This is a genomic window from Franconibacter sp. IITDAS19 (genome assembly GCF_023079515.1).
In the GTDB taxonomy this organism is placed as follows: Bacteria; Pseudomonadota; Gammaproteobacteria; order Enterobacterales; family Enterobacteriaceae; genus Franconibacter; species Franconibacter pulveris.
The window spans coordinates 143,993-163,655 of the sequence record NZ_JALJCP010000007.1 but is presented as its reverse complement, the minus strand read 5'-3'; the positions used below and the strand labels follow the sequence as shown (position 1 = coordinate 163,655).

Below are 19,663 nucleotides of genomic sequence, written 5' to 3'. Positions count from 1 at the left end.
TTATACGCACCTTTTCAATTTAACCATAATAAAATTGAATTTCAACATCAACTTTTAAATCTGTTAGTTTAAACAGTAGCTCATTAGCTATGCACTCTGAGGACGATGTATGTCCGCTTTTGGCACACAGCAGTCATTACTCTCATTCGTGACGCTCCTTTTAAACTGCCCCAGAGGACGGATCGTTTTGACTAAATGCACTATCCATTATCCTCCGCCATTAACTAAGAACATATGTTACGGGCTTAGCGACTGTCAGGCTAAAAATCAGCGTGAGGTAATACAAAAGCGGTTACCAAACATATTGAAAAGCCTGCCAGAATGCAAAAGATGCTGTTCCGGCAGGCTATCAAAACGGTCTGAAAACAGAACGCTGCACTGTAGTTGAAAGTAATCCATGCAATATAGACATCTATCGTTGGTGTTATTTCTTACAATGAGTTTCCCATTCCTTGACAGCGAATGTGTCCATCATGCCTGAAATGTAGTCAACCACAGCCCGCGCTTTTTTGGTTTTTAACTCATCCGGCTCTGTTTCAGATAACGAAGACTTGAGCTCAGGTGACAGAAACTTATAGTTGTCACCGGCATTATAAAACGCATATAAATCACTGATGATCTTATTTCCTTCAAACTCATAAGTCAGTATGTTTCTTTTGCGCATGATGACTCTGAAGAGTAGCTTTTTGAGACCTTCAGCAAGTTCCTGTAACGTTTTGTACCCAAGCTCTTCATAACCATTTTTACTTTCAACGACGCCAATATCCCTGACCAAGCGGTTAACGATATTGGACGTCAGCTCTTTTCGAAAAATTATGGCAAATTCTTCTGATGACTTCAGTAATGTTGCCTCAGATGCAGTTTTCTTGGACGTACTGACAATCTCATTGAAGTGCTTAAGAGCAACGTTGTAGTCTGGTGACTTGAGAAATTCATACTCAATATCTTCGATAGTCACCATGTTCCTGCTCAACGCATCTTCCAGGTCATGCGCTGCATAGGCGATTTCATCGGCGAGATCCATAATCTGCGCATCAATGGTTTTTTCACCCGCCTTCATGTCTAGTTGCTTATCTTTCAGCAACTGCGTATAGAAGGCGTAGTCATCATCATAAATGAATTTATCTGAAGTGGATTTTGTATATGGATACTTGATGACAGCCAATAAGCTGCGGTAGGTGAGATCTAAGCCTGCACAGCGGGCATATTTTTTCTCGAGTTTTCTCAAGATACGAAGCGCTTGGGCATTTCCTTCATATCCGCCGATTTCAGCAGATAAGTTGTTAAGCTTTTTTTCCCCTGAGTGCCCGAATGGAGGGTTCCCAATATCATGGGCCAGTGCTGCCAGCTCAACAACCACGGGGAATTGCAATTTAAGATCTGATGCAATACTGCGTGCTATCTGTGCGACTTCAAGGCTGTGGGTTAAGCGGTTTCGGTTAAATTTCTCAGGATCTACTTCAAAAAGCTGCATTTTCCCCTGAAGCCGTCGGAATGAGGATGAGTAAAGAATTCGTGCATAGTCTCGCTGGTAATCGTCTCTGTTTCGGGCTTCAGAGCTGACATCAGTATGCTCACGGCTATGTCCCAGCGCATCAATCAGTTTTTGCTCTTGCTTCTTCGCAAAATCTATTGTTTCGTCATCGTACATATTACATCCTTGCTGTATTTGAAAAATCTCAACAGACAACTTCCCCTCTCTGTTCGAAAAGGGTGGCGGGTGAAGTTGAAATGCATAATGAGTGTTTTACATAATTCTTTATATTTTTATCAACTGCGTTTTGTGCTCTTTTGTATGCGGTCAGCCCAAAGCCCAGCAATTAGCCCTAAGAATCAGTTTTATCGCCATGTTTTGCGTATACGATTGCCTGATACATCGGTGTAGAACGGGATTTGAGAGATTTTCTATTGTTCTGGTGAGCTGCCCTAATTTTGAAAATTTGTTGAGTTAACGATTTCCGCTCCTGGCACAAAGCTGACATTCCTTATTACTGCAGTGCGCAGCCTGCCTCTGCATGCTGCGCTAGCGGCACAGAAGCGCCAGATAATATTGCCTGTCACTCCGTGGCTGAAAAGCGCCGTCCGCCCGACGTAGCCGGTTGCAATACCAAATATTCAGCCTGGCCAATCCCCGCCCTGATTAGCCCAAACCTGCTGCCAGCAATGAAGAAGCCCCGGTAGTTTCTTTTAACCCCGGCGAGCGGGCTTTACAGCGCTTGTGACGTAAAGCGCGTGATTTCGACGGCAGCTTGTTGCTGACGCTTAGAGGCGTGTTCACAATCATTTTCAGCGACGGACACGGGACTTAACCCGGTAGCGTCCTGGAAAAGAGTGAGAGTAAAGGTCATAACAAAAGCGCCAACGCCTACCCCAGATACTCAATCACCGACAGCCCGCCGTTGTAATCGGTGCTGTAGATAATGCCCTGCGCGTCGACAAACACATCGCAGGACTGAATCACCTGCGGGCGGCCTGGCCGCGTGTCCATCATTCTGGCAGGCGCAGCAGGCACCAGCGCGCCGGCCTCCACCGGACGATACGGATTCGAAATATCATAAGCCCGCACGCCCGCGTTCTGGTAAGTGGCGAAAATCAACGTCGAGCTGATAAAGCTGCCGGGACGGTTTTCATGCAAATTATGCGGGCCGAAGTGCGCCCCTTTCGCCACGTAATCCGCTTCATCCGGCTGCGGGAAGGTCGAAATGCTCACCGGGTTCGACGGCTCGCGAATATCAAACAGCCAGATAAATTTCTCGCCGTCTTGCTGGTTGTCGAGCACCGCTTCATCCAGCACCACCAGCAGGTCGCGGTCCGGCAGCGGCAGCGCGGTATGGGTGCCGCCGCCAAACGGCGGGCTCCAGTTGCGATGCGCGATGAGCTTCGGCTGGCTGCGGTCTTTCACATCCAGGAGAGTCAGACCGCCGTCGCGCCAGCTGCCGTAGGCGGTATCGCCCGCGATAATCGCGTGATGCAACGCATAGCGCTTGCCTTCAGGCCACGCGGGCTGCTCGCCTGCCGCCTCGTTCATACCCGGCAGCCACCAGCGCCCCGCCACTTCAGGCTTACGCGGGTCGGTCAGATCGATGGTCAGGAAGATGTAGTCGGTAAAGCCGTCAATGAGCGCGGAAACATAGGCCCAGCGCCCGCCCACATACCAGATACGGTGGATGCCGATGCCGCTCAGCGACAAAAAGCCAATCTCGCGCGGTTTATCGGGCGTGGAGATATCAAACACCCGCAGCCCGGCGCTCCAGCCTTTCTCTTGTACATCGCGCACCGTGTCGCCTACCGAGCGGGTGTAATAAACCTTCTCGTCAGCGAAGCGGGCATCGGCAAAGAGGTCGCGGGCGTTGATCACCAACAGCAGATCGTCATGCGCCTGGAGATGCACGTTCCATGTGCCCGGCGGCGCGGCAACAAAGCCTGCCGCCTTCGGGTTTTTCGGGTCACGCACGTCCACAATGGAAAAGCCCTGCGACACCATATGACCGATGTACGCAAAGCCCCGGTGGACCATCAGCTGCACGCCGTCCGGGCGGCCGCCCTGGTCGGAGTGGCCAATCAGCCGCATATTGCGGCTGTATTCAGGCTGCGGTAAGTGGGCGGCCATTATTTGTTCTTCGCTTCAAGCGTAGCGAACCACGGCGCGATAAAATCTTCCGTCTGGCCCCAGCCTGGGATGATTTTGCCAAGGCTCGCCACGTTCACCGCCCCACCCTGAGTCGCCAGCAATGCCTGCGGGATAGCCGCGGCTTTAAAGTCATACGTGGCTGGTGTCTGCTCGCCTGCAATCTTGTTGGCGACAAGACGCACGTTGGTGGCGCCAATCAGCTTCGGGTCGACCGCCACGGTCACTTTCCACGGGCTGCCCGCTTCACGCATCAGCTGCAAATCCTGGTTGGAAACATCAATGCTGTAGAGCTTAATCTCAGTGCGTCCGTTCTCTTTCAGCGCTTTATAAGCGCCCTGGCTGAAGGCGTCCCAGGCGCCCCAGATGGCGTCGATTTGCCCTTTCGGGTATTTCGCCAGCACCGCGCCCACTTTGTTAGCTGTGTCGCCCTGCACGTCGGAGGAGACCGCGCCGATGGATTCCAGCTCTTTAATACCCGGGTTCTGCTTAAGGATCTCTTGATACGCCGCCTGGCGGCGCTCCATCGGCGGGAAGCCCGCGACCCACAGCTTGATGATATTCGCCTTGCCGTTGAAATCTTTCACCAGTTGACCAACAGAAAGATTCGTCAGCGAAGCGTCATCCTGCTGGGTGACGGTCACGCCCGGGATTTCGCCGTTCACGGCGGTATCAAACACGGAAACTTTAATGCCGGCATCGACAATGCGTTTCACAAGCTGAGTGGAGTAAGGGTCGCGGCCCTGAGAGAGGATGATGCCGTCATACTTCTGGCTAATCGCCTGGTTGACGAAATCCTGGAATTTCGCGTCGTCGCCGTTGCTGAGAAACGTGCTGACCTTAAAGCCCAGCTTTTTCCCTTCCTGGATCGCGCCCGCCACAAACTGGGTGGTGTTATCGTCCGAGCCGAGGTTGCGAATAACGGCGATACGAACAGGCCCGCTGTGGTTAGCGATAGCCTCCGGCACTGGTGCAGGCGTGGCGGCGAATCCCGGCAGCGCGGAAAAGAGACCCAGCGCCAGTAAAGAGAGCGTAAATTTTTTCATTATGATTAATTCCCTGTCCTGTGATTAACGGCGCTGGATATACGTGATGGCAAGCGCTCCAGCAAGCACCAGCCCCTTAATAATGTCCATGGCGTAGTACGGCACCGAGAGCATCACCAGCCCGTTAGAGAGCACGCCCAGAATCACCGCCCCCACTAACGTGCCGAGCGCGTTCGGCTTGCCGCTTCCGGCGAGCGAAAAGCCTATCCACGCCGCCGCGACGGCGTCCATCAAATAGCCGCCGCCCGCATTCACCTGCGAAGAGCCGATGCGCGAAGCGAGTAAAATGCCGCCAAGCCCCGCCAGCAGTGACGCTATCATGTAGGCCGCCACTTTGTAGCGGGTAGTGCGAATGCCGGAAAGGCGCGCCGCTTCCGGATTGCCGCCGATGGCGTACATGCGCCGCCCGTGGGTGGTGAGCGAAAGGCCAAGCTGCGCCACCACGGTGACAACCAGCATGATGATGACGATGGTTGGCACCTGTCCCAGCAGCCCGAACGCTTCAGGGATAGTCCCCTCCGCCATCTCGCCGCTCGGCAGCACCATGTTTTCGGTAATCGACCCGCCGTAGCTATAAGTCATCGCCACGCCCTGAATCACAAACAGGCTGGCGAGGGTGGCGAGCATATCGGGGATTTTCAGCACCACTATCAAAAAGACGTTGAACAGCCCCACCAGCGCGCAGAGCAGCAGCGTGATGACGATGGCCTCGGTGGTGCCGAAGCCGTGCCAAACGAAGAGTGAAATCACCAGCGCGTTGGCAAGCGAGGCGGTAGAGCCCACGGAGAGGTCAAACCCGCCGACGGTGAGCGATACCGACACGCCGATGGCTATCACCGTCACAATGGCGATAGAGCGCAGAATGTTGATGATATTGAACGGGTCGAGGAAGTTGTCGGAGGCGATGCCGAACAGCGCAATCAGCGCCACCACCGTAAGCAGCATTCCCCACTTATAGAAAAATTCAAACAGCTGATGACGCGCCGAGGGCGTCGTCTTAAGGGTTGCGGCTTTGCTCACGCAGGGGTTCCTCCGGTGGAGTAAAGTAGTAAGGTTTCTTCGCTGGCCTGTTTACCCTCCAGCTCCGCGACGATGCGCCCGTCCCAGAGCACGCAGATACGGTCGCACAGGCCCACCAGCTCGGCGAATTCGCCGGAGGCGTAAATAATCCCTTTGCCTTCGCGGGCCAGCTGGTCGATAAGAGTGAAAAGGTCGGTTTTCGCTTTCACGTCCACCCCTTTGGTCGGCTCGTCAAAAATCAGCACTTCCGCCTGGCCGCGCAGCCATTTGCCGATGGCCACCTTCTGCTGGTTGCCGCCGGAAAGACGACGCAGCGGCTGCGCCGGGCCGGTAGTGCGCACGCCAAGCTTCGCGATGCTTTCAAGCGCCCAGCGCCACGCCTCGCGATGGCGAAAAAGGCTTGCGCGGGCGAAAGTGTTATCAGCGCTCACCGCCAGGTTCATGACGACCGGCTCGTCGATAAAAATGCCCTCTTTGCGCCGCTCTTCAGGGATCAGAGCCAGCCCCTGCTCCACCGAATGCGCCGGGTCGCGCGGCCGCCAGGGCTTGCCGTTCAGCTCGCCTGCGCGCAGCGTGCTTTTTGTCGCGCCGAACAGCGCCTTGCAGAGTTCCGTTTTGCCCGCCCCCGCCAGTCCGGCGATGCCAAGAATTTCGCCGCGCTTAAGGCGCAGGGAAATATCGTGTAGCAGGCTTTCATCATGCAGCCCCTCGATGCGCAGCAGCGTCTTGTCGCCTGGCGCTGGACGCTGTGGCGGGTAAATATCCGCCAGTTCATGGCCGAGCATCTTCTCGACTATCTGTTCGCCGCTGAGCGCCGCCATCGGGCCGCTCTCAATCAGCCTGCCGTCGCGCAGCACCGTCAGGGTGTCGCAGATAGCGTTTAATTCATGTATACGGTGCGAGATAAACACCACGCCGATGCCCTGCCCCTGGAGCCGCTTCACAACAGTGAAAAGCCGCTCGCTTTCATGCTGGTCCAGCGGCGCGGTAGGTTCGTCGAGAATTAAAAAACGGCAGCGGTGGGAAAGCGCGCGCGCCAGCAAAATTTGCTGCTTTTCGGCAAGGGTGCAGCGCTCAATGCGCCGGTTCACGTCGAGCACGACATCCAGCTGCGCCAGCGCCTGCTGCGCGCTGGCGCGAATGGCGCGCCAGCGATAGTAGTGGCCGGGCTGCGCCAGATGGTCGAGCATGATGTTCTCCGCAATGCTCAGCCCCGGCACCAGCGCGACGTCCACTTCCTGCTGCACCAGATGAATGCCATGCGCTTTGGCCTCGCGCGGCGAGCGGATAACCACCGGTTCGCCGTCAATGAGGATCTCGCCCTGATAATCGGGATAGGTGCCGCAAAGCACCGCCATCAGCGTCGATTTCCCCGCGCCGTTGGCGCCCGTCAGCGCGTGGACGGAGCCGCCGCGCAGCGTGAAATCGACTTTTGTGAGCGCCTGAAACCCGGCAAAGGCAATCGAGATAGCGCGCATTTCAAGGCGCTGCGAAACAGGCATGGCGGGGCTCTCCGGGTGGTAATAACGCGATGATTTGCCACTTTTTCACGCAGACCTGTCTGCTGGCAATGAACGAATCGGCATAAGATAAAGCGAAAAAGTATTAGCCGTCCAGATGTCCAGAAGTAACATCGAAATAATTCATGATCGGCGCGCTTCGCCCTGCATCATGAAAAAAATGCAACATGCCGCCGCGATTACATCAGACGTCTGGAAGTCTGTTTGTGGTAGGGTGAGAGAAAACATAACAAGGACACCATCATGAGCAGCAACACCGATATTCGCGTCGTTCCCGGCCCGGCTAACTACTATTCTCACGCGGGCGCGCTGGCGCGCCTTGCGGACTTTTACACGCCCGAACAACTTTCCCGCGCTTTTTGGGTTTATGGCGAACGCGCTATTGCCGCCGCCCGGCCTTTTCTGCCGGACGCGTTTAACGCCCCGGGCGCGAAAAAATGCCTCTTTCAGGGCCACTGCAGCGAAAGCGATGTGGCGAAGCTTGCGCAGGAAGCGGGAGAGGACCGCGCGGTAGTCATTGGCGTGGGCGGCGGCGCGCTGCTTGATACCGCCAAAGCACTGGCCCGCCGCCTGGGGTTGCCGGTCGTCGCCATACCGACCATCGCCGCCACCTGCGCCGCCTGGACGCCGCTCTCGGTCTGGTATAACGACGCAGGCCAGGCGCTGCATTTTGAGATATTCAACGATGCCAACCACCTGGTGCTGGTGGAGCCGGAGATTATCCTGCGCGCGCCGGTGGAGTATCTGCTGGCGGGCATCGGCGATACGCTCGCCAAATGGTATGAAGCGGTGGTGCTGGCGCCAGAGCCTGAAACCCTGCCGCTGACCGTGCGCCTGGGCATTAACGGCGCGCTGGCCATTCGCGACGTACTGCTTGAGCAAAGCGAAGCGGCGCTGGCGGACCAGCAGCGCGGCGAACTGACCCAGGATTTCCGCGACGTGGTCGATGCGATTATCGCCGGCGGCGGCATGGTGGGCGGCCTTGGCGAACGTTACACCCGCGTGGCGGCGGCGCATGCGGTGCATAACGGCCTCACCGTACTGCCGCAGACCGAGAAATTCCTCCACGGCACCAAGGTGGCTTACGGCATCCTGGTGCAGAGCGCCCTGCTCGGCCAGGATGAGGTGCTTGCGCAGTTGATTAACGCCTATCAGCGCTTTAACCTGCCGACCACCCTTGGCGAACTGGAGGTAGATATCCGCAACGCCGCAGATCTGGAGCGCGTGATTGCCCATACACTGCGCCCGGTCGAGTCGATTCACTACCTGCCGGTGACGCTAACGCCTGCCGCCCTGCGCGCGGCGTTTGAAAAAGTGGAAAGCTTCGCACGCTAAGGAAAAGCACGCGCCGCCATGCCACTTTTCGCAAAATCCCTGTAGGCTTAAAACCTTGTTGATGCGGCGATAAACCACTTACTCGCGCCGCCTTTTTTTTGCGTTAATGGGATGGTTTATGGCTTCTGTACACTCTGACGGCGGGGCGTCGCTGCTGGCGCACCGCTCGTTTGTCGCCTTCTGGCTGGCGCGCACCTGCTCCGGCTTTGGTTTCCAGATGTTGTCTATTGTGGTGGGCTGGCAGATTTACGCGCTCACCCACAGCGCGTTTTATCTCGGCCTGATAGGTCTGGTGCAGTTTCTTCCCTCTGTTACGCTTGCGCTCTGGGCAGGTCACGTCGCCGACCAGCGCGACCGCCGCCGCGTGGTGCTGCTGGGACAACTGGTGGAATGGCTGGCCATCGGCGCCCTTACCACCGTCACGGTGATGCATCTGGCGGATGTAAATATCATTCTCGGGCTGATTTTTGTAATTTCGGTGGCGAAAGTGATGGAGGCGCCGTCATTGCAGTCGATGCTGCCCGCCCTGGTGCCGCCCGCCCTGCTGGCCCGCGCCACGGCGGCGAGCGCGGTTTCAAGCCAGGCGGCGATGATCATGGGCCCGGCGCTGGGCGGCCTGCTGTACGCTTTTGGCGCAGATGTGGTCTATGGGCTGACCGCCGTGCTGTACCTCATCTCTATTACGATGGTCAGCCGCCTGCGTTATGAACAGGCGCCGCCGAAGCGCCAGCCCGCAAGCCTCGCCACCCTCTTCGCCGGGGTGAAGTTTATTCGCGAGCGGCCAGACGTGCTGGGGGTCATCTCCCTTGACCTTTTTGCCGTGCTGCTGGGCGGCGCTACGGCGCTGCTGCCCATTTATGCGCACGATATTCTGCATACCGGCCCGTGGGGTTTGGGCCTGCTGCGTGCGGCCCCCGCCGTCGGCGCGCTGCTGGTGGGCTTCTGGTTGAGCCGCCATTCGCTGGAAAAGAACGTCGGCATGATTATGTTCCTCTGCGTTGCCGGTTTTGGCGTGGCGACGCTGGTGTTCGCACTCTCAAGCAACCTGTGGCTTTCGCTTATCGCGCTCTTCGCCACGGGCGGGTTTGACATGGTGAGCATGGTTATTCGCGGCGCGCTGGTGCAGCTTGATACGCCCAACGACATGCTGGGCCGCGTGAATGCCGTTAACTCTATTTTTATCAACACCTCTAACCAGCTTGGGGAGTTTGAGTCCGGCATGCTGGCGGCGCTGCTCGGCGCCGTCCCCGCCGCGGCGATAGGCGGCATCGGCACGCTGGTGGTGGTGGGGCTCTGGATGCGTCTCTTCCCGTCGCTGCGCAAGCGTCAGCGGCTGGAAGAGCCGAAACCCGAAGCCGCCTGAATACGCAACGCCTTCCGCCCGGAAGGCGTTTTTGCGAGACGGTACGAGAAACCTTTCGCTGCCGCTTTCCTCCCGCCCGTTCCCCGTTTAGCGTACTTTATATAAGCAAATCACTTTCAGATAAAAACTTATATTCTTATATTTTACTTATAACACGGAAGCGGATAGAGTGAGGGAACATCATGGAGATCAGATGGACAAAGCGGGCGTACAAACAACTCAATGCCGTACCGGAAAGCGACAGGCTTACGCTCTATAAGAAGATCTCCGCGCTCGCCGCTGAAGACACCAGGCTGGACATTGTAAAACTGGCGGGGCTGAAACCCCGTTACCGGCTGCGGGTGGGGAGTTATCGGGTTATCTACGAGCGCGTGGCAGGCGTACCGGTTATCTGCCTCATTCTGGAAGTGAAACGCAGAACCACGACGACTTACCTAAATTAACGGGGGATCGATATGCTCAACGCACAAATTATTCATGATAAACAGGGCAAACCCGAATATGCGGTCATCCCTTATGAGCTCTATCTGTCTGTGCTGGCGCAACTGGAAGATGACGAGGCGCTGGCGTCACTGCCATATGAGCCGGATAGCGACGATGACGTCACGCTGCCGCATGAGGTGGTTGGCATTACAGTCGAGCAGAACGTGAGTTTACAGGCCGCCTGGCGTATCTGGCGCGGGCTGTCGCAGCAGGAGGTGGCTGAAAAACTCGGCATCAGCCAGTCTGCCGTTTCGCAGCTGGAATCCCCTGATTCACGTCCGCAAAAACGTACCCGCGAAAAACTGGCGGCGCTCTATGGCTGCCAGCCGGAACAACTGGTGCAGTACCGCTAACCGGCGCTTAGCAGCACTTCGCCCCACCTTTGCCGCCGTAGCGGGCATCCTGACGTTCCCGAAAGAACGCTTCATACGTCATGGGCGTCTGGTCCGGGTGGTTGACGCGCATATGCTCTACGTAGTTATCGTAGTCCGGCACGCCAATCATCATTTTCGCCGCCTGGCCGAGGTATTTCCCGGCTTTGGCAAGGGTATCAAACATCGTTTTATCCTCGTTATCCCCTCCCCCTTAGCCACAATGCTGAGGAAAAGGGGAGAGACGTATTTACGTTACAGGTTTAATGCGCGCTTTTCGCTTCGGTGACAACGCGGTCGAGGTTCTCAGGCATCGGCTCGTACGGCGTCTCCCTGGCGGTCGGGCGATTTTCTTTCAGCGCCTTCATCGCGGTTTTTAGCGAAAAGAGCGCCAGCACGACGACCACCGCCATAAAGAAGATGGTCAGCCCGGCATCGAGACGGTTATTAAACACCAGCTGGCTCAATTGCGCCTGGGTGTACTGCGCCGGAATATTACCGCTGTCGATCATCGCCTGGAAGCGGTTGGCAATGGCCAGGAAGCCGACTTTATTATCCGGGCTGAAGGCCTTTTGCCAGCCCGCCGTCAGCGTGCAGATAAGCAGCCAGGCGGTCGGCAACAGCGCCACCCAGGCGTACATCTGGCGCTTCATCTTGAACAGCACCACGGCGCAAAGCATCAGCGCCATGCCCGCCAGCATCTGGTTGGCGATACCGAAGAGCGGCCAGAGGGTGTTGATGCCGCCAAGCGGGTCCACCACCCCCTGGTGCAGGAAGTAGCCCCACGCCAGCACGCAGAGCGCCGTCGCCAGCAGGTTAGCGGGCAGCGACTCGGTACGCTTGAGGTTGGGCGAAATTACCCCCAGCAGGTCCTGCAGCATAAAGCGCGCCGCGCGGGTGCCCGCGTCCACTGCGGTCAGAATAAACAGCGCCTCGAACAGAATCGCGAAGTGATACCAGAACGAGACATCCATCAGCCCACCGAGCGCGCCGTGCAGAATATAGGCCATGCCGACGGCTAAGGTCGGCGCGCCGCCCGCGCGGGAGATAATGGTTTGTTCGCCCACGTCAGCGGCTATCTGGCTAAGCGTATCCGGCGTTATCTGGAAGCCCCAGCCGCTGACCACCTGCGCCGCCGAAGCCACCACGTCCGCCGTACCGGCAGGCGCCAGCACCGCCATCGGGCTGTTCATGGCGAAGTAAACGCCCGGGTCGATCACGCAGGCGGAAACCAGCGCCATAATGGCGACAAACGATTCCATCAGCATGCCGCCGTAGCCGATAAAGCAGGCCTGATTTTCGTTCGCCAGCATCTTCGGCGTGGTGCCGGAGGCGATCAGCGCATGGAAGCCGGAAACTGCGCCGCAGGCGATGGTAATAAACAGGAACGGGAAGAGGTTGCCGCTCCACACCGGCCCGGTGCCGTCGATAAATTTCGTCATCGCCGGCATGGTCAGCGTCGGGCGCATAATCAGAATGCCGATGGCAAGACCAATAATGGTGCCGATTTTCAGGAAGGTGGAGAGGTAATCACGCGGGGCGAGCAGCAGCCAGACCGGCAGCACCGCCGCCACGAAGCCATAGCCTACCAGCATCCAGGTCAACTGCACGCCGGTGAAATCGAAGTACGGCGCCCATGTCGGGCTTTGCGCTACCCAGCCGCCGGAAATAATAGCGAAGACCAGCATCACGAGGCCGATAACGGAAACCTCGCCAATGCGTCCGGGACGCAGATAGCGAATATAGATGCCCATAAAAATAGCGAGTGGGATGGTAAAGGCGACGGTATAGGTTCCCCACGGGCTATGGGTAAGCGCTTTCACGACGATCATCGCCAGCACGGCGAGGATAATCACCATGATCATAAAGCAGGCTATCAGCGCGATAACCCCCGCCGTGTTGCCCATCTCCTCTTTCACCAGCTCGCCAAGCGAGCGGCCGTCGCGACGGGTTGAGACAAACAGCACCATGAAATCCTGCACCGCGCCGGCAAACACCACGCCTGCGAGGATCCAGAGCATGCCCGGCAGATAGCCCATCTGCGCCGCCAGCACCGGCCCCACCAGCGGGCCTGCGCCAGCGATGGCGGCAAAATGGTGACCGAACAGCACTTTTTTGTCGGTGGGCACATAGTCGAGACCGTCGTTATGGCGCACGGCGGGCGTCATGCGCGTGGCGTCCACGCCAAGCACGCGTTTTGCGATATAAAGACCATAAAAACGGTAGGCGATGAGATAGATGCAGACAGCGGCGACCACTATCCACAGCGCGTTAATTTGCTCGCCGCGGTTAAGCGCGATGTAGCCCATCGCGAAGGCAGCCGCCACGGAGAGCCCCGCCCACAGCAAGTATTTCCCTGAATTCGTCATAAGAATTGTCCCTTCAGTGAAGGTGGAATGAAACAGAGGTGTTACATTTTGTTTCTATATCACGACAGGAGATTTAACAACTTAGCTACTGGAGAAACGCGGGGTTGGCGCAGGGATTTACGTCAGTCTGCTAGCGGGATCACGGGAAGGGGCGAAGGGAAAACCCGGGGACGGCTGCTTGTCCCTGGGAGTTTAAACACGATTTCTGATGCGAATGCGCAGGTAAGCCAAAAATCAGCGGTGCAGCGAAGGCTTTCTTCGGCTTCAAAACCGCCTTCCGTGCTGGCAGCGGACCGGAGCACGTCGGATGGCCCCGGCATGACCGACCCGAAGCCAGATGACAGCGCGGAAGGGCTGCCCCGAAGAGGGGCGATTTTGCAAGCCGGGAGTCGGGATGGTTAAGGGAGCGGCGACGAGCCCCCTTAGCATGTTCGCCTGATGGAAGGTGAAATATAAAAACCACCTTCCGGCGAACAGAACCTTTCACCGTCTGCGCCCCCTCAACGTATGCAAAGGCAACAAGACGGATGTCCTGCAAGTCACGCTCCTTTACCCCAGCACCGCCGTACTCAGCCTGCTGGTGCAGCAGCGCCTGCCCTGCTCGTCGAAAATCACAATCTCCCAGCTCTGGCTCTGCCTGCCAAGGTGCAGCGGCTGGCAAACGCCGCGCACCGTGCCCTGCGAAACCGCACGGTGATGGGTGGCGTTAAGCTCCGTGCCGACCACGCACTGACCGTCGCGGGTGGTGAGATAACCCGCCATTGAACCCAGCGTTTCCGCCAGCGCCGCCGAGGCGCCGCCATGCAGCAGGCCGAACGGCTGATGGGTGCGGGCGTCCACCGGCATGGTCGCCTCAAGCAGGTCGTCGCCAAGCCGGGTGTAAACGATGCCAAGATGCGCCACCATCGTCCCTTCGCTGGTGGCATTAAGCGCCTCCAGCGTCATGTGCCGTTTCCAGATCATCTATGCCCCCAGCGTTGAGCCGCCGTCGATAACGAGATCCTGCAGCGTAATGTGGCTCGCCTGGGCGGACGCCAGGAACAGGATAGCGTTGGCAATCTCCTGCGGACGGGCGATTTTACCCAGCGGGATACCGAGCTTGAACTGCTCTGCGAAGCCGCGAATGCGCTGCTGTTCGGCATCTTCACTCTTCCAGAGCGTACGCTGCATATCGGTATCCGTTGAACCAGGCGAAACCAGATTCGCCCGCACGCCGAAGGGGGCAAGCTCCAGGCCTACGGTCAGCGCCAGGCTTTTCAGCGCCGCTTTCGACGCGCCATAGGCGGACATGCCAATGCGCGGCGTGTGCGCGGCGTCAGAGGCCACCGTGACGATAGCCCCGCCCTTTTGCGCGCGAAACTGCGCCATGGTCTGCTGAAAGAAGTTAAACGCGCCGCCAACGTTTACCGCAAAAGTCTGCTGCCAGTCGGTGGCGGAAAGCTCGTCCGTCGGCCCCATACGCAGAATGCCGGCGGCGTTAATCAGCACGTCGAGGCGCTTTTCTGCCGCCAGCAAACGCTGGCAGGTCCGCGCAACGGCGGCGGCGTCCGCCACATCCAGCGTTTCGCACGCAAACGGATAATTTTCCTGTTCAAAGGCGAGGTCGAAACCCACGACGCTTGCGCCCGCTTCCACAAACGCCAGCGCCGTGGCGTAGCCGATGCCTTTGCCCGCGCCGGTCACCCAGACCGTCTGGCCGCTAAAATCAAGGCTCATGCCTGCGGCTCCCGGGCGAGCAGCGCCCACCAGGCGTCCAGCGTCGGGTTTTTCGCCAGCATGACGAAGTCGATATCGCCATGCGTTTTGCGCCAGCGGGCGGCCAGCGCCATCATGCGCACGGAGTCGAGACCGTAGTCGATAAGGTTCTCATCATCTTCCGGCTCGTCGGATTCATCCAGCAGCGGCAGGATCAACGCGCGAAGTTCCGCTTTGCTCTGCGGCAGTTCGGCTTTCGCCGCGATATCGCGGGTCATCACCACGCGGCCAGCGCGCCCTGCGACATATTTCAGCGCCATCAGGTGCTCTTCACGGCTGAAATCCGCCAGCGCGTCCGCCACCATAAAGGGCTTAATGTCGCGCATAAAGGCGTCTGTTGCGGTGATCATGCAGCCAATGTGCGCGTAGACGCCGCAAATAATCAGCTGGTCGCGACCCGCTTCTTTCAGCGCCTGCTCCAGCGGCGAGCGGTGAAACGCACTGTAGCGCCATTTCACCAGCACGGTATCGTCTGCGTCCGGGGTAAGGGCATCCACCACTTTTTGTTTATCAGGATGGTTGTTTAGCCCCGGGCCCCACATGTCGTTCAGCAGCGCGCGGTCGGCATCGCTCTGGTTGTTAGGTTGCGCGGTGTAGTAAACCGGGATGCCGTTCTGTTTGCAGAACTGACGCAGCGCGACGACATTCGCCACAACCTGCTCGATCATCGGGCAGTTTTCACCCCAGAAGTTAAGGAAATAGTCCTGCATGTCGTGGATAAGCAGCGCCGCGCGGTCTGGCTCAAACGCCCACTGGACTTTGTTCTGTGGAATGTCTGCCGCTGTCGGCAACGCATAGGCGTTCAGTTTTGGAATAGCCATGTTCTCTCCTTACTCAGATGCGGACTGACGCGCCGCCAGCCACTGACGCAATTGTTTTTTATCCACTTTGCCGACGGGCGTAAGCGGCAGTTCGTCGACGCGCTCCACGCGATCCGGCAGCTTGAAATCAGCGACGCCAAGCTCACGCAGAAAGCGGCGGATCTCCACCGCCTTTACCGGGCGGGAGGTGACGATATAAGCGCAGCTTTTCTCGCCCATCAGGCTGTCTTCCATCGAGACCAGCGCGGCATGAACGATAGCCTCATGGCTGAGCAGCAGGTTTTCGATCTCTTCGGCTGCAATCTTCTCGCCGCCGCGGTTGATCTGATCTTTCTCGCGCCCTTTTACGGTGATGTAGCCCTGCTCATCGATGGCGATCAGATCGCCCGAGCAGTAAAAGCCGTTTTTATCAAAGGCGCGGGCGTTGTGTTCCGGGCTGTTGTAGTAGCCGCGGAAGGTATAAGGGCCGCGCGTCATCAGGCGGCCGACTTCGCCGGGCGGCAGCGGTTCGCCGTTTTCATCCGCGACCCAGACTTCGTCATCCGGGCTCATCGGGCGCCCCTGGGTGGTGAAGATGCGCTCATCCGGGTCGTCCAGGCGGGTGTAGTTCACAAGCCCCTCCGCCATGCCGAACACCTGTTGCAACTGGCAACCGAGCTCCGCCGGAATACGCGCGGCGAGAGAATCGGAAAGGCGAGCGCCGCCAACCTGCAACAGCTTCAGCGAGGCGAGCTGCGCGTCAGCACCCCCTTCCCCCACCGCCTGCAGCCAGAGACTGACGGCGGGCGGCACCAGCGCGGTGACGTTAATCTGATGCTGTTCAATCAGCGGAAAGCAGAGCGTGGCGCTCGGGTCGCTCGCCAGCACCACGCAGCCCCCGCCAAAGAAGACGCCGAGCGCGCCGGGCGAGCTCATCGGGTAGTTATGGGCGGCGGGCAGCGCGCAGAGGTAGCGCGTTTCGCTATCAAAACGGCAAATCTCTACGCTGCGGCGAATGCTGTAGTAGTAGTCGTTGTGCGTGCGCGGAATCAGCTTCGGCGTGCCGGTGCTGCCGCCGGAAAGCTGGAAAAAAGCCACTTCATCCGGCGCGGAAGGCGAGGCGACAACGTTATCTGCCGGCTCGTCAATCAGCGCTTCCAGCGTGTCATTGCGCAGGGCGATAACGCGCAGCGAAGGCGTTCTGGCTTTCAGCGTTTCAAGCCAGGCGTCGTCGCCAAACAGGCCGTGCTCGCGGTCGGCAATCAGCAGCGCCGGGGCAATCTGGCTGGCGTAGGCGTCAAGCTCGGTGCGCTGGTGGCTGAAAAGCGCGTTAACGGAAGCCACGCCGATTTTCCACAGCGCGAACAGCGTGATGTAAAACTCCGCAACGTTGCCAAGCTGCACCAGCGCGGTATCGCCGGTTTTCAGCCCGCGGCGCTGCAGCGCGCCCGCAAGACGCGTGGCGGCCTGCTCCAGCTCGCGATAGCTGAAGCGGCGTTCGCCGTCTACCAGCGCCGTCGCGTCGCTGCTGGCGTGGCGGCTTAAAATATCGGTGAGCGGCAGATCCAGCCAGTAGCCTTTTTCACGGTAGCGGACGGCGAAATCATCTGGCCAGCGGGTATAAGGGAGGGTCATGCAGGGCTTCCTTCATTCAGTCCAAATACGTTGAGCATGGTCGAGAGCTTGACGCCGGTTTCGCGCCATTCGCTCTGCGGCTCAGAGGCGGGCACAATGCCTGCGCCGGCGAAAAGCCGCACGCGGTTGCCGTTAAGCTGCGCGCAGCGGATAGTCACCACCCACTCGCCATTGCCCTGGTCATCGCACCAGCCGACGATGCCGCCGAACAGTTCACGGTCGAACGGCTCCAGCTCGGCGATAAGCGTTTTGGCTATCTCATGGGGGAAGCCGCTCAGGGCGGGCGTCGGGTGCAGCAGGCAAGCGAGCGTTAGCGCGTTATCGCGGGCGTCCTGCGTCTCGCCTTCAATGGCGGTGGCAAGGTGCCAGAGGGTGGGCGTAGTAATAAGCGCCGGCGTTTCCGGCACGCTGAGCAGGCGGCTGCGCGGTGCCAGCACGGTTTTCATCGCTTTCGTCACCAGCTCATGTTCATGCCTGTCTTTCGCAGAACGCAGCAGTTGATTACCCGCCTCCTTGTCCTGCGCTTCATCCTGCATGCGGCGGGCGGAACCGGCCAACGGCAGCGAGCTGAAACACTCGCCCGATTTGCGCAGCAGTAGCTCCGGGCTTGCGCCAAGCAGCGCCCCGCCCGCCTCCAGGGGCACGTGGAAATTAAAACTGGTGGGGTTCTGGGCGATAAGCCGCTCCAGCAGCGCAACGCTGTCGGGCGCGTCTTGCGTCGTGATATCGATAAGGCGCGACAGCACGATTTTATCGACGCGCGGCGTGTCGGTAAGCGCGGCGGCGCGGGCCACCATCTCCATAAACTGCGGCTGTTCGGGAATCGCCTGACGGCGCGTTACCTGCAGCGGTTTTTGCGGCTTTACGCTGCTGCGATAACGCTGGCGGTTAAAGACGCGCCACGTTTGGGGAATAAACAGCGCCGAAGGCTTGCGGGTGTCGAACGGAATGGCGCCGACGACGATGGGGTTGCTGACGCCCTGCGCGCGGGCGGCGGTGAAGTGGTTTTGCAACGCCTTCTGGAAGGCTCCGTTGCGATCGGCACCATCGGCGGCAGGCGTCGTCAACCGGGCGAAACAGCCGGAAGTGGCCAGGCTGCGATACGGCGACATGAAGAAAAAGCTTTCCGGTGAAAGGGTTATCCTCTCCACTTGCGTTTCCTCAGCCAAAGACGTGTCCATGCGCTCCTCCAAAAATGATAAGAGAACTGATAATTGTTATCATTTGTATTTGGTGGCGTAACCTAAGACGAAACGCCGGGCATGTCAACCGACGCCACATTTTCCGTTAAGCGGCGCGCTTGCATCGCTGCGGTAAATAGTGAAAATGAGAAGCATTACTAATCTTGCTTTTTACAGGATGCAACGCTGTGATCTCCCATTTCGCCCGACGGGCGCTGCTGCTTTTCAGCGCACTGGTTTTAGGATTTTCCTCACTCACGCAGGCAGCGGAATGGCCGCGTCAGGTGACCGACAGCCGCGGCGTGCAAACGCTGGAAAAAGCGCCGCAGCGCATTGTTTCCACAAGCGTAACCCTGACCGGCTCGCTGCTGGCGCTGGACGCGCCCGTGGTGGCAAGCGGCGCGACCACGCCCGGCAACCGGCTGGCGGACGACCAGGGCTTTCTGCGCCAGTGGGGAGAGATTGCGAAAAAGCGTAACGTGCAGCGCCTGTACATTGGCGAACCGAACGCCGAGGCGGTAGCGGCGCAGATGCCGGACCTGATTTTAATCAGCGCCACCGGCGGCGACTCGGCGCTGGCGCTTTACGAACAGCTCTCCGCTATCGCCCCCACGCTTATCATCAATTACGACGACAAAAGCTGGCAGCAGCTGTTAACCCAGCTTGGGCAGATAACCGGCCATGAGAAAGAGGCGCAGGCGCGCATTGCACGCTTCGCGCAAGAGCTTGACCAGGTGAAAGCGCACATGAAGCTGCCTCCGCAGCCGGTGAGCGCGCTGGTCTACAACGCCGCCGCGCATGGGGCGAACCTCTTTACGCCGATGTCCGCTCAGGGGCAGCTGTTGCAGCAGTTGGGCTTTACCCTCGCGACGCCGCCGTTGCTGCCTGCGCTTAGCAGCATGGGCAAGCGCCATGACATCGTACAGTTGGGGGGTGAAAACCTGGCTGCGGGGCTGAACGGCGAATCGCTCTTTCTCTTCGCCAGCGATGAAAAAGACGCTCAGGCGCTTACCGGCAACGCCCTGCTCTCTCATCTGCCCGCGGTGCAAAACCAGCGCGTTTATGCGCTGGGGCCAGAAACCTTCCGCCTGGATTATTACAGCGCGAGCCTGATACTCGAACGGCTGGCGACGTTATTTAAAGCGTAAAAAAGGGGC

Annotated in this window: 17 protein-coding genes; 5 read left to right on the top strand and 12 right to left on the bottom strand. The window is 58.5% G+C overall.

Features of this window, described 5'->3' with window-relative positions:
• Positions 1–424 precede the first annotated feature (424 nt).
• The 5 genes from dgt to MT962_RS16815 all read right to left on the bottom strand — a co-directional run bounded on the left by dgt (position 425) and on the right by MT962_RS16815 (position 7,196).
• Positions 425–1,651 (bottom strand): dGTP triphosphohydrolase, encoded by a 1,227-nt coding sequence (gene dgt / locus MT962_RS16835; protein ID WP_247366095.1) that lies wholly within the window; start codon positions 1,649–1,651, stop codon positions 425–427.
• Between the two features lie 714 nt (positions 1,652–2,365).
• A complete protein-coding gene (locus MT962_RS16830) occupies positions 2,366–3,610 on the bottom strand; it encodes an LVIVD repeat-containing protein (protein WP_247366094.1) in 1,245 nt (414 codons plus the stop codon).
• Positions 3,610–4,674, bottom strand: coding sequence for a sugar ABC transporter substrate-binding protein (locus MT962_RS16825; protein ID WP_048888563.1), 1,065 nt, complete (start codon positions 4,672–4,674; stop codon positions 3,610–3,612). Before MT962_RS16825 ends, MT962_RS16830 begins: the two co-directional genes overlap by 1 nt.
• A gap of 24 nt (positions 4,675–4,698) precedes the next feature.
• On the bottom strand, positions 4,699–5,694 hold the full coding sequence (locus MT962_RS16820) for an ABC transporter permease (RefSeq protein WP_188724184.1): 996 nt from the start codon (positions 5,692–5,694) through the stop codon (positions 4,699–4,701).
• Positions 5,691–7,196, bottom strand: coding sequence for a sugar ABC transporter ATP-binding protein (locus tag MT962_RS16815; protein ID WP_247366093.1), 1,506 nt, complete (start codon positions 7,194–7,196; stop codon positions 5,691–5,693). Before MT962_RS16815 ends, MT962_RS16820 begins: the two co-directional genes overlap by 4 nt.
• Positions 7,197–7,457: 261 nt before the next feature.
• Here MT962_RS16815 and MT962_RS16810 point away from each other — a divergent pair, with 261 nt between their 5' ends.
• The 4 genes from MT962_RS16810 to MT962_RS16795 all read left to right on the top strand — a co-directional run bounded on the left by MT962_RS16810 (position 7,458) and on the right by MT962_RS16795 (position 10,748).
• A complete protein-coding gene (locus MT962_RS16810; protein ID WP_024558667.1) occupies positions 7,458–8,549 on the top strand; it encodes an oxidoreductase in 1,092 nt (363 codons plus the stop codon).
• A gap of 118 nt (positions 8,550–8,667) precedes the next feature.
• On the top strand, positions 8,668–9,912 hold the full coding sequence (locus tag MT962_RS16805) for an MFS transporter (protein ID WP_247366092.1): 1,245 nt from the start codon (positions 8,668–8,670) through the stop codon (positions 9,910–9,912).
• A 182-nt stretch (positions 9,913–10,094) separates the two neighbouring features.
• Positions 10,095–10,355 (top strand): type II toxin-antitoxin system RelE/ParE family toxin, encoded by a 261-nt coding sequence (locus MT962_RS16800; protein ID WP_247366091.1) that lies wholly within the window; start codon positions 10,095–10,097, stop codon positions 10,353–10,355.
• Positions 10,356–10,367: 12 nt separating this feature from the next.
• On the top strand, positions 10,368–10,748 hold the full coding sequence (locus MT962_RS16795) for a helix-turn-helix transcriptional regulator (protein WP_024558670.1): 381 nt from the start codon (positions 10,368–10,370) through the stop codon (positions 10,746–10,748).
• 7 nt (positions 10,749–10,755) lie between these two features.
• Here the strand turns inward: MT962_RS16795 and MT962_RS16790 are convergent, their stop codons facing one another.
• From MT962_RS16790 to entC, 7 genes are all read right to left on the bottom strand, one after another.
• Positions 10,756–10,953: a YbdD/YjiX family protein gene (locus MT962_RS16790; RefSeq protein WP_024558671.1), complete on the bottom strand. Its 198-nt coding sequence runs from the start codon at positions 10,951–10,953 to the stop codon at positions 10,756–10,758.
• A 76-nt stretch (positions 10,954–11,029) separates the two neighbouring features.
• Positions 11,030–13,135: a pyruvate/proton symporter CstA gene (gene cstA / locus MT962_RS16785; protein ID WP_024561515.1), complete on the bottom strand. Its 2,106-nt coding sequence runs from the start codon at positions 13,133–13,135 to the stop codon at positions 11,030–11,032.
• A gap of 549 nt (positions 13,136–13,684) precedes the next feature.
• A complete protein-coding gene (gene entH, locus MT962_RS16780) occupies positions 13,685–14,098 on the bottom strand; it encodes a proofreading thioesterase EntH (RefSeq protein WP_024558673.1) in 414 nt (137 codons plus the stop codon).
• Positions 14,099–14,851 carry a 2,3-dihydro-2,3-dihydroxybenzoate dehydrogenase EntA gene (gene entA, locus MT962_RS16775; RefSeq protein WP_024558674.1) on the bottom strand — a complete coding sequence of 251 codons (753 nt, stop codon included), beginning with the start codon at positions 14,849–14,851 and terminating at the stop codon, positions 14,099–14,101. It lies immediately after the preceding gene.
• On the bottom strand, positions 14,848–15,711 hold the full coding sequence (locus MT962_RS16770; RefSeq protein WP_247366090.1) for an isochorismatase: 864 nt from the start codon (positions 15,709–15,711) through the stop codon (positions 14,848–14,850). The genes entA and MT962_RS16770 overlap by 4 nt, the downstream gene beginning before the upstream one ends.
• Positions 15,712–15,720: 9 nt before the next feature.
• Entirely contained in the window at positions 15,721–17,325 is a 1,605-nt protein-coding gene (locus tag MT962_RS16765; RefSeq protein WP_247366089.1) for a (2,3-dihydroxybenzoyl)adenylate synthase, read from the bottom strand.
• On the bottom strand, positions 17,322–18,506 hold the full coding sequence (gene entC / locus MT962_RS16760) for an isochorismate synthase EntC (protein ID WP_247366088.1): 1,185 nt from the start codon (positions 18,504–18,506) through the stop codon (positions 17,322–17,324). Before entC ends, MT962_RS16765 begins: the two co-directional genes overlap by 4 nt.
• Before the next feature lie 188 nt (positions 18,507–18,694).
• Between entC and fepB the strand changes: the two genes are divergently transcribed.
• Positions 18,695–19,654 carry a Fe2+-enterobactin ABC transporter substrate-binding protein gene (fepB, locus tag MT962_RS16755; protein ID WP_029697066.1) on the top strand — a complete coding sequence of 320 codons (960 nt, stop codon included), beginning with the start codon at positions 18,695–18,697 and terminating at the stop codon, positions 19,652–19,654.
• Positions 19,655–19,663 lie beyond the last annotated feature (9 nt).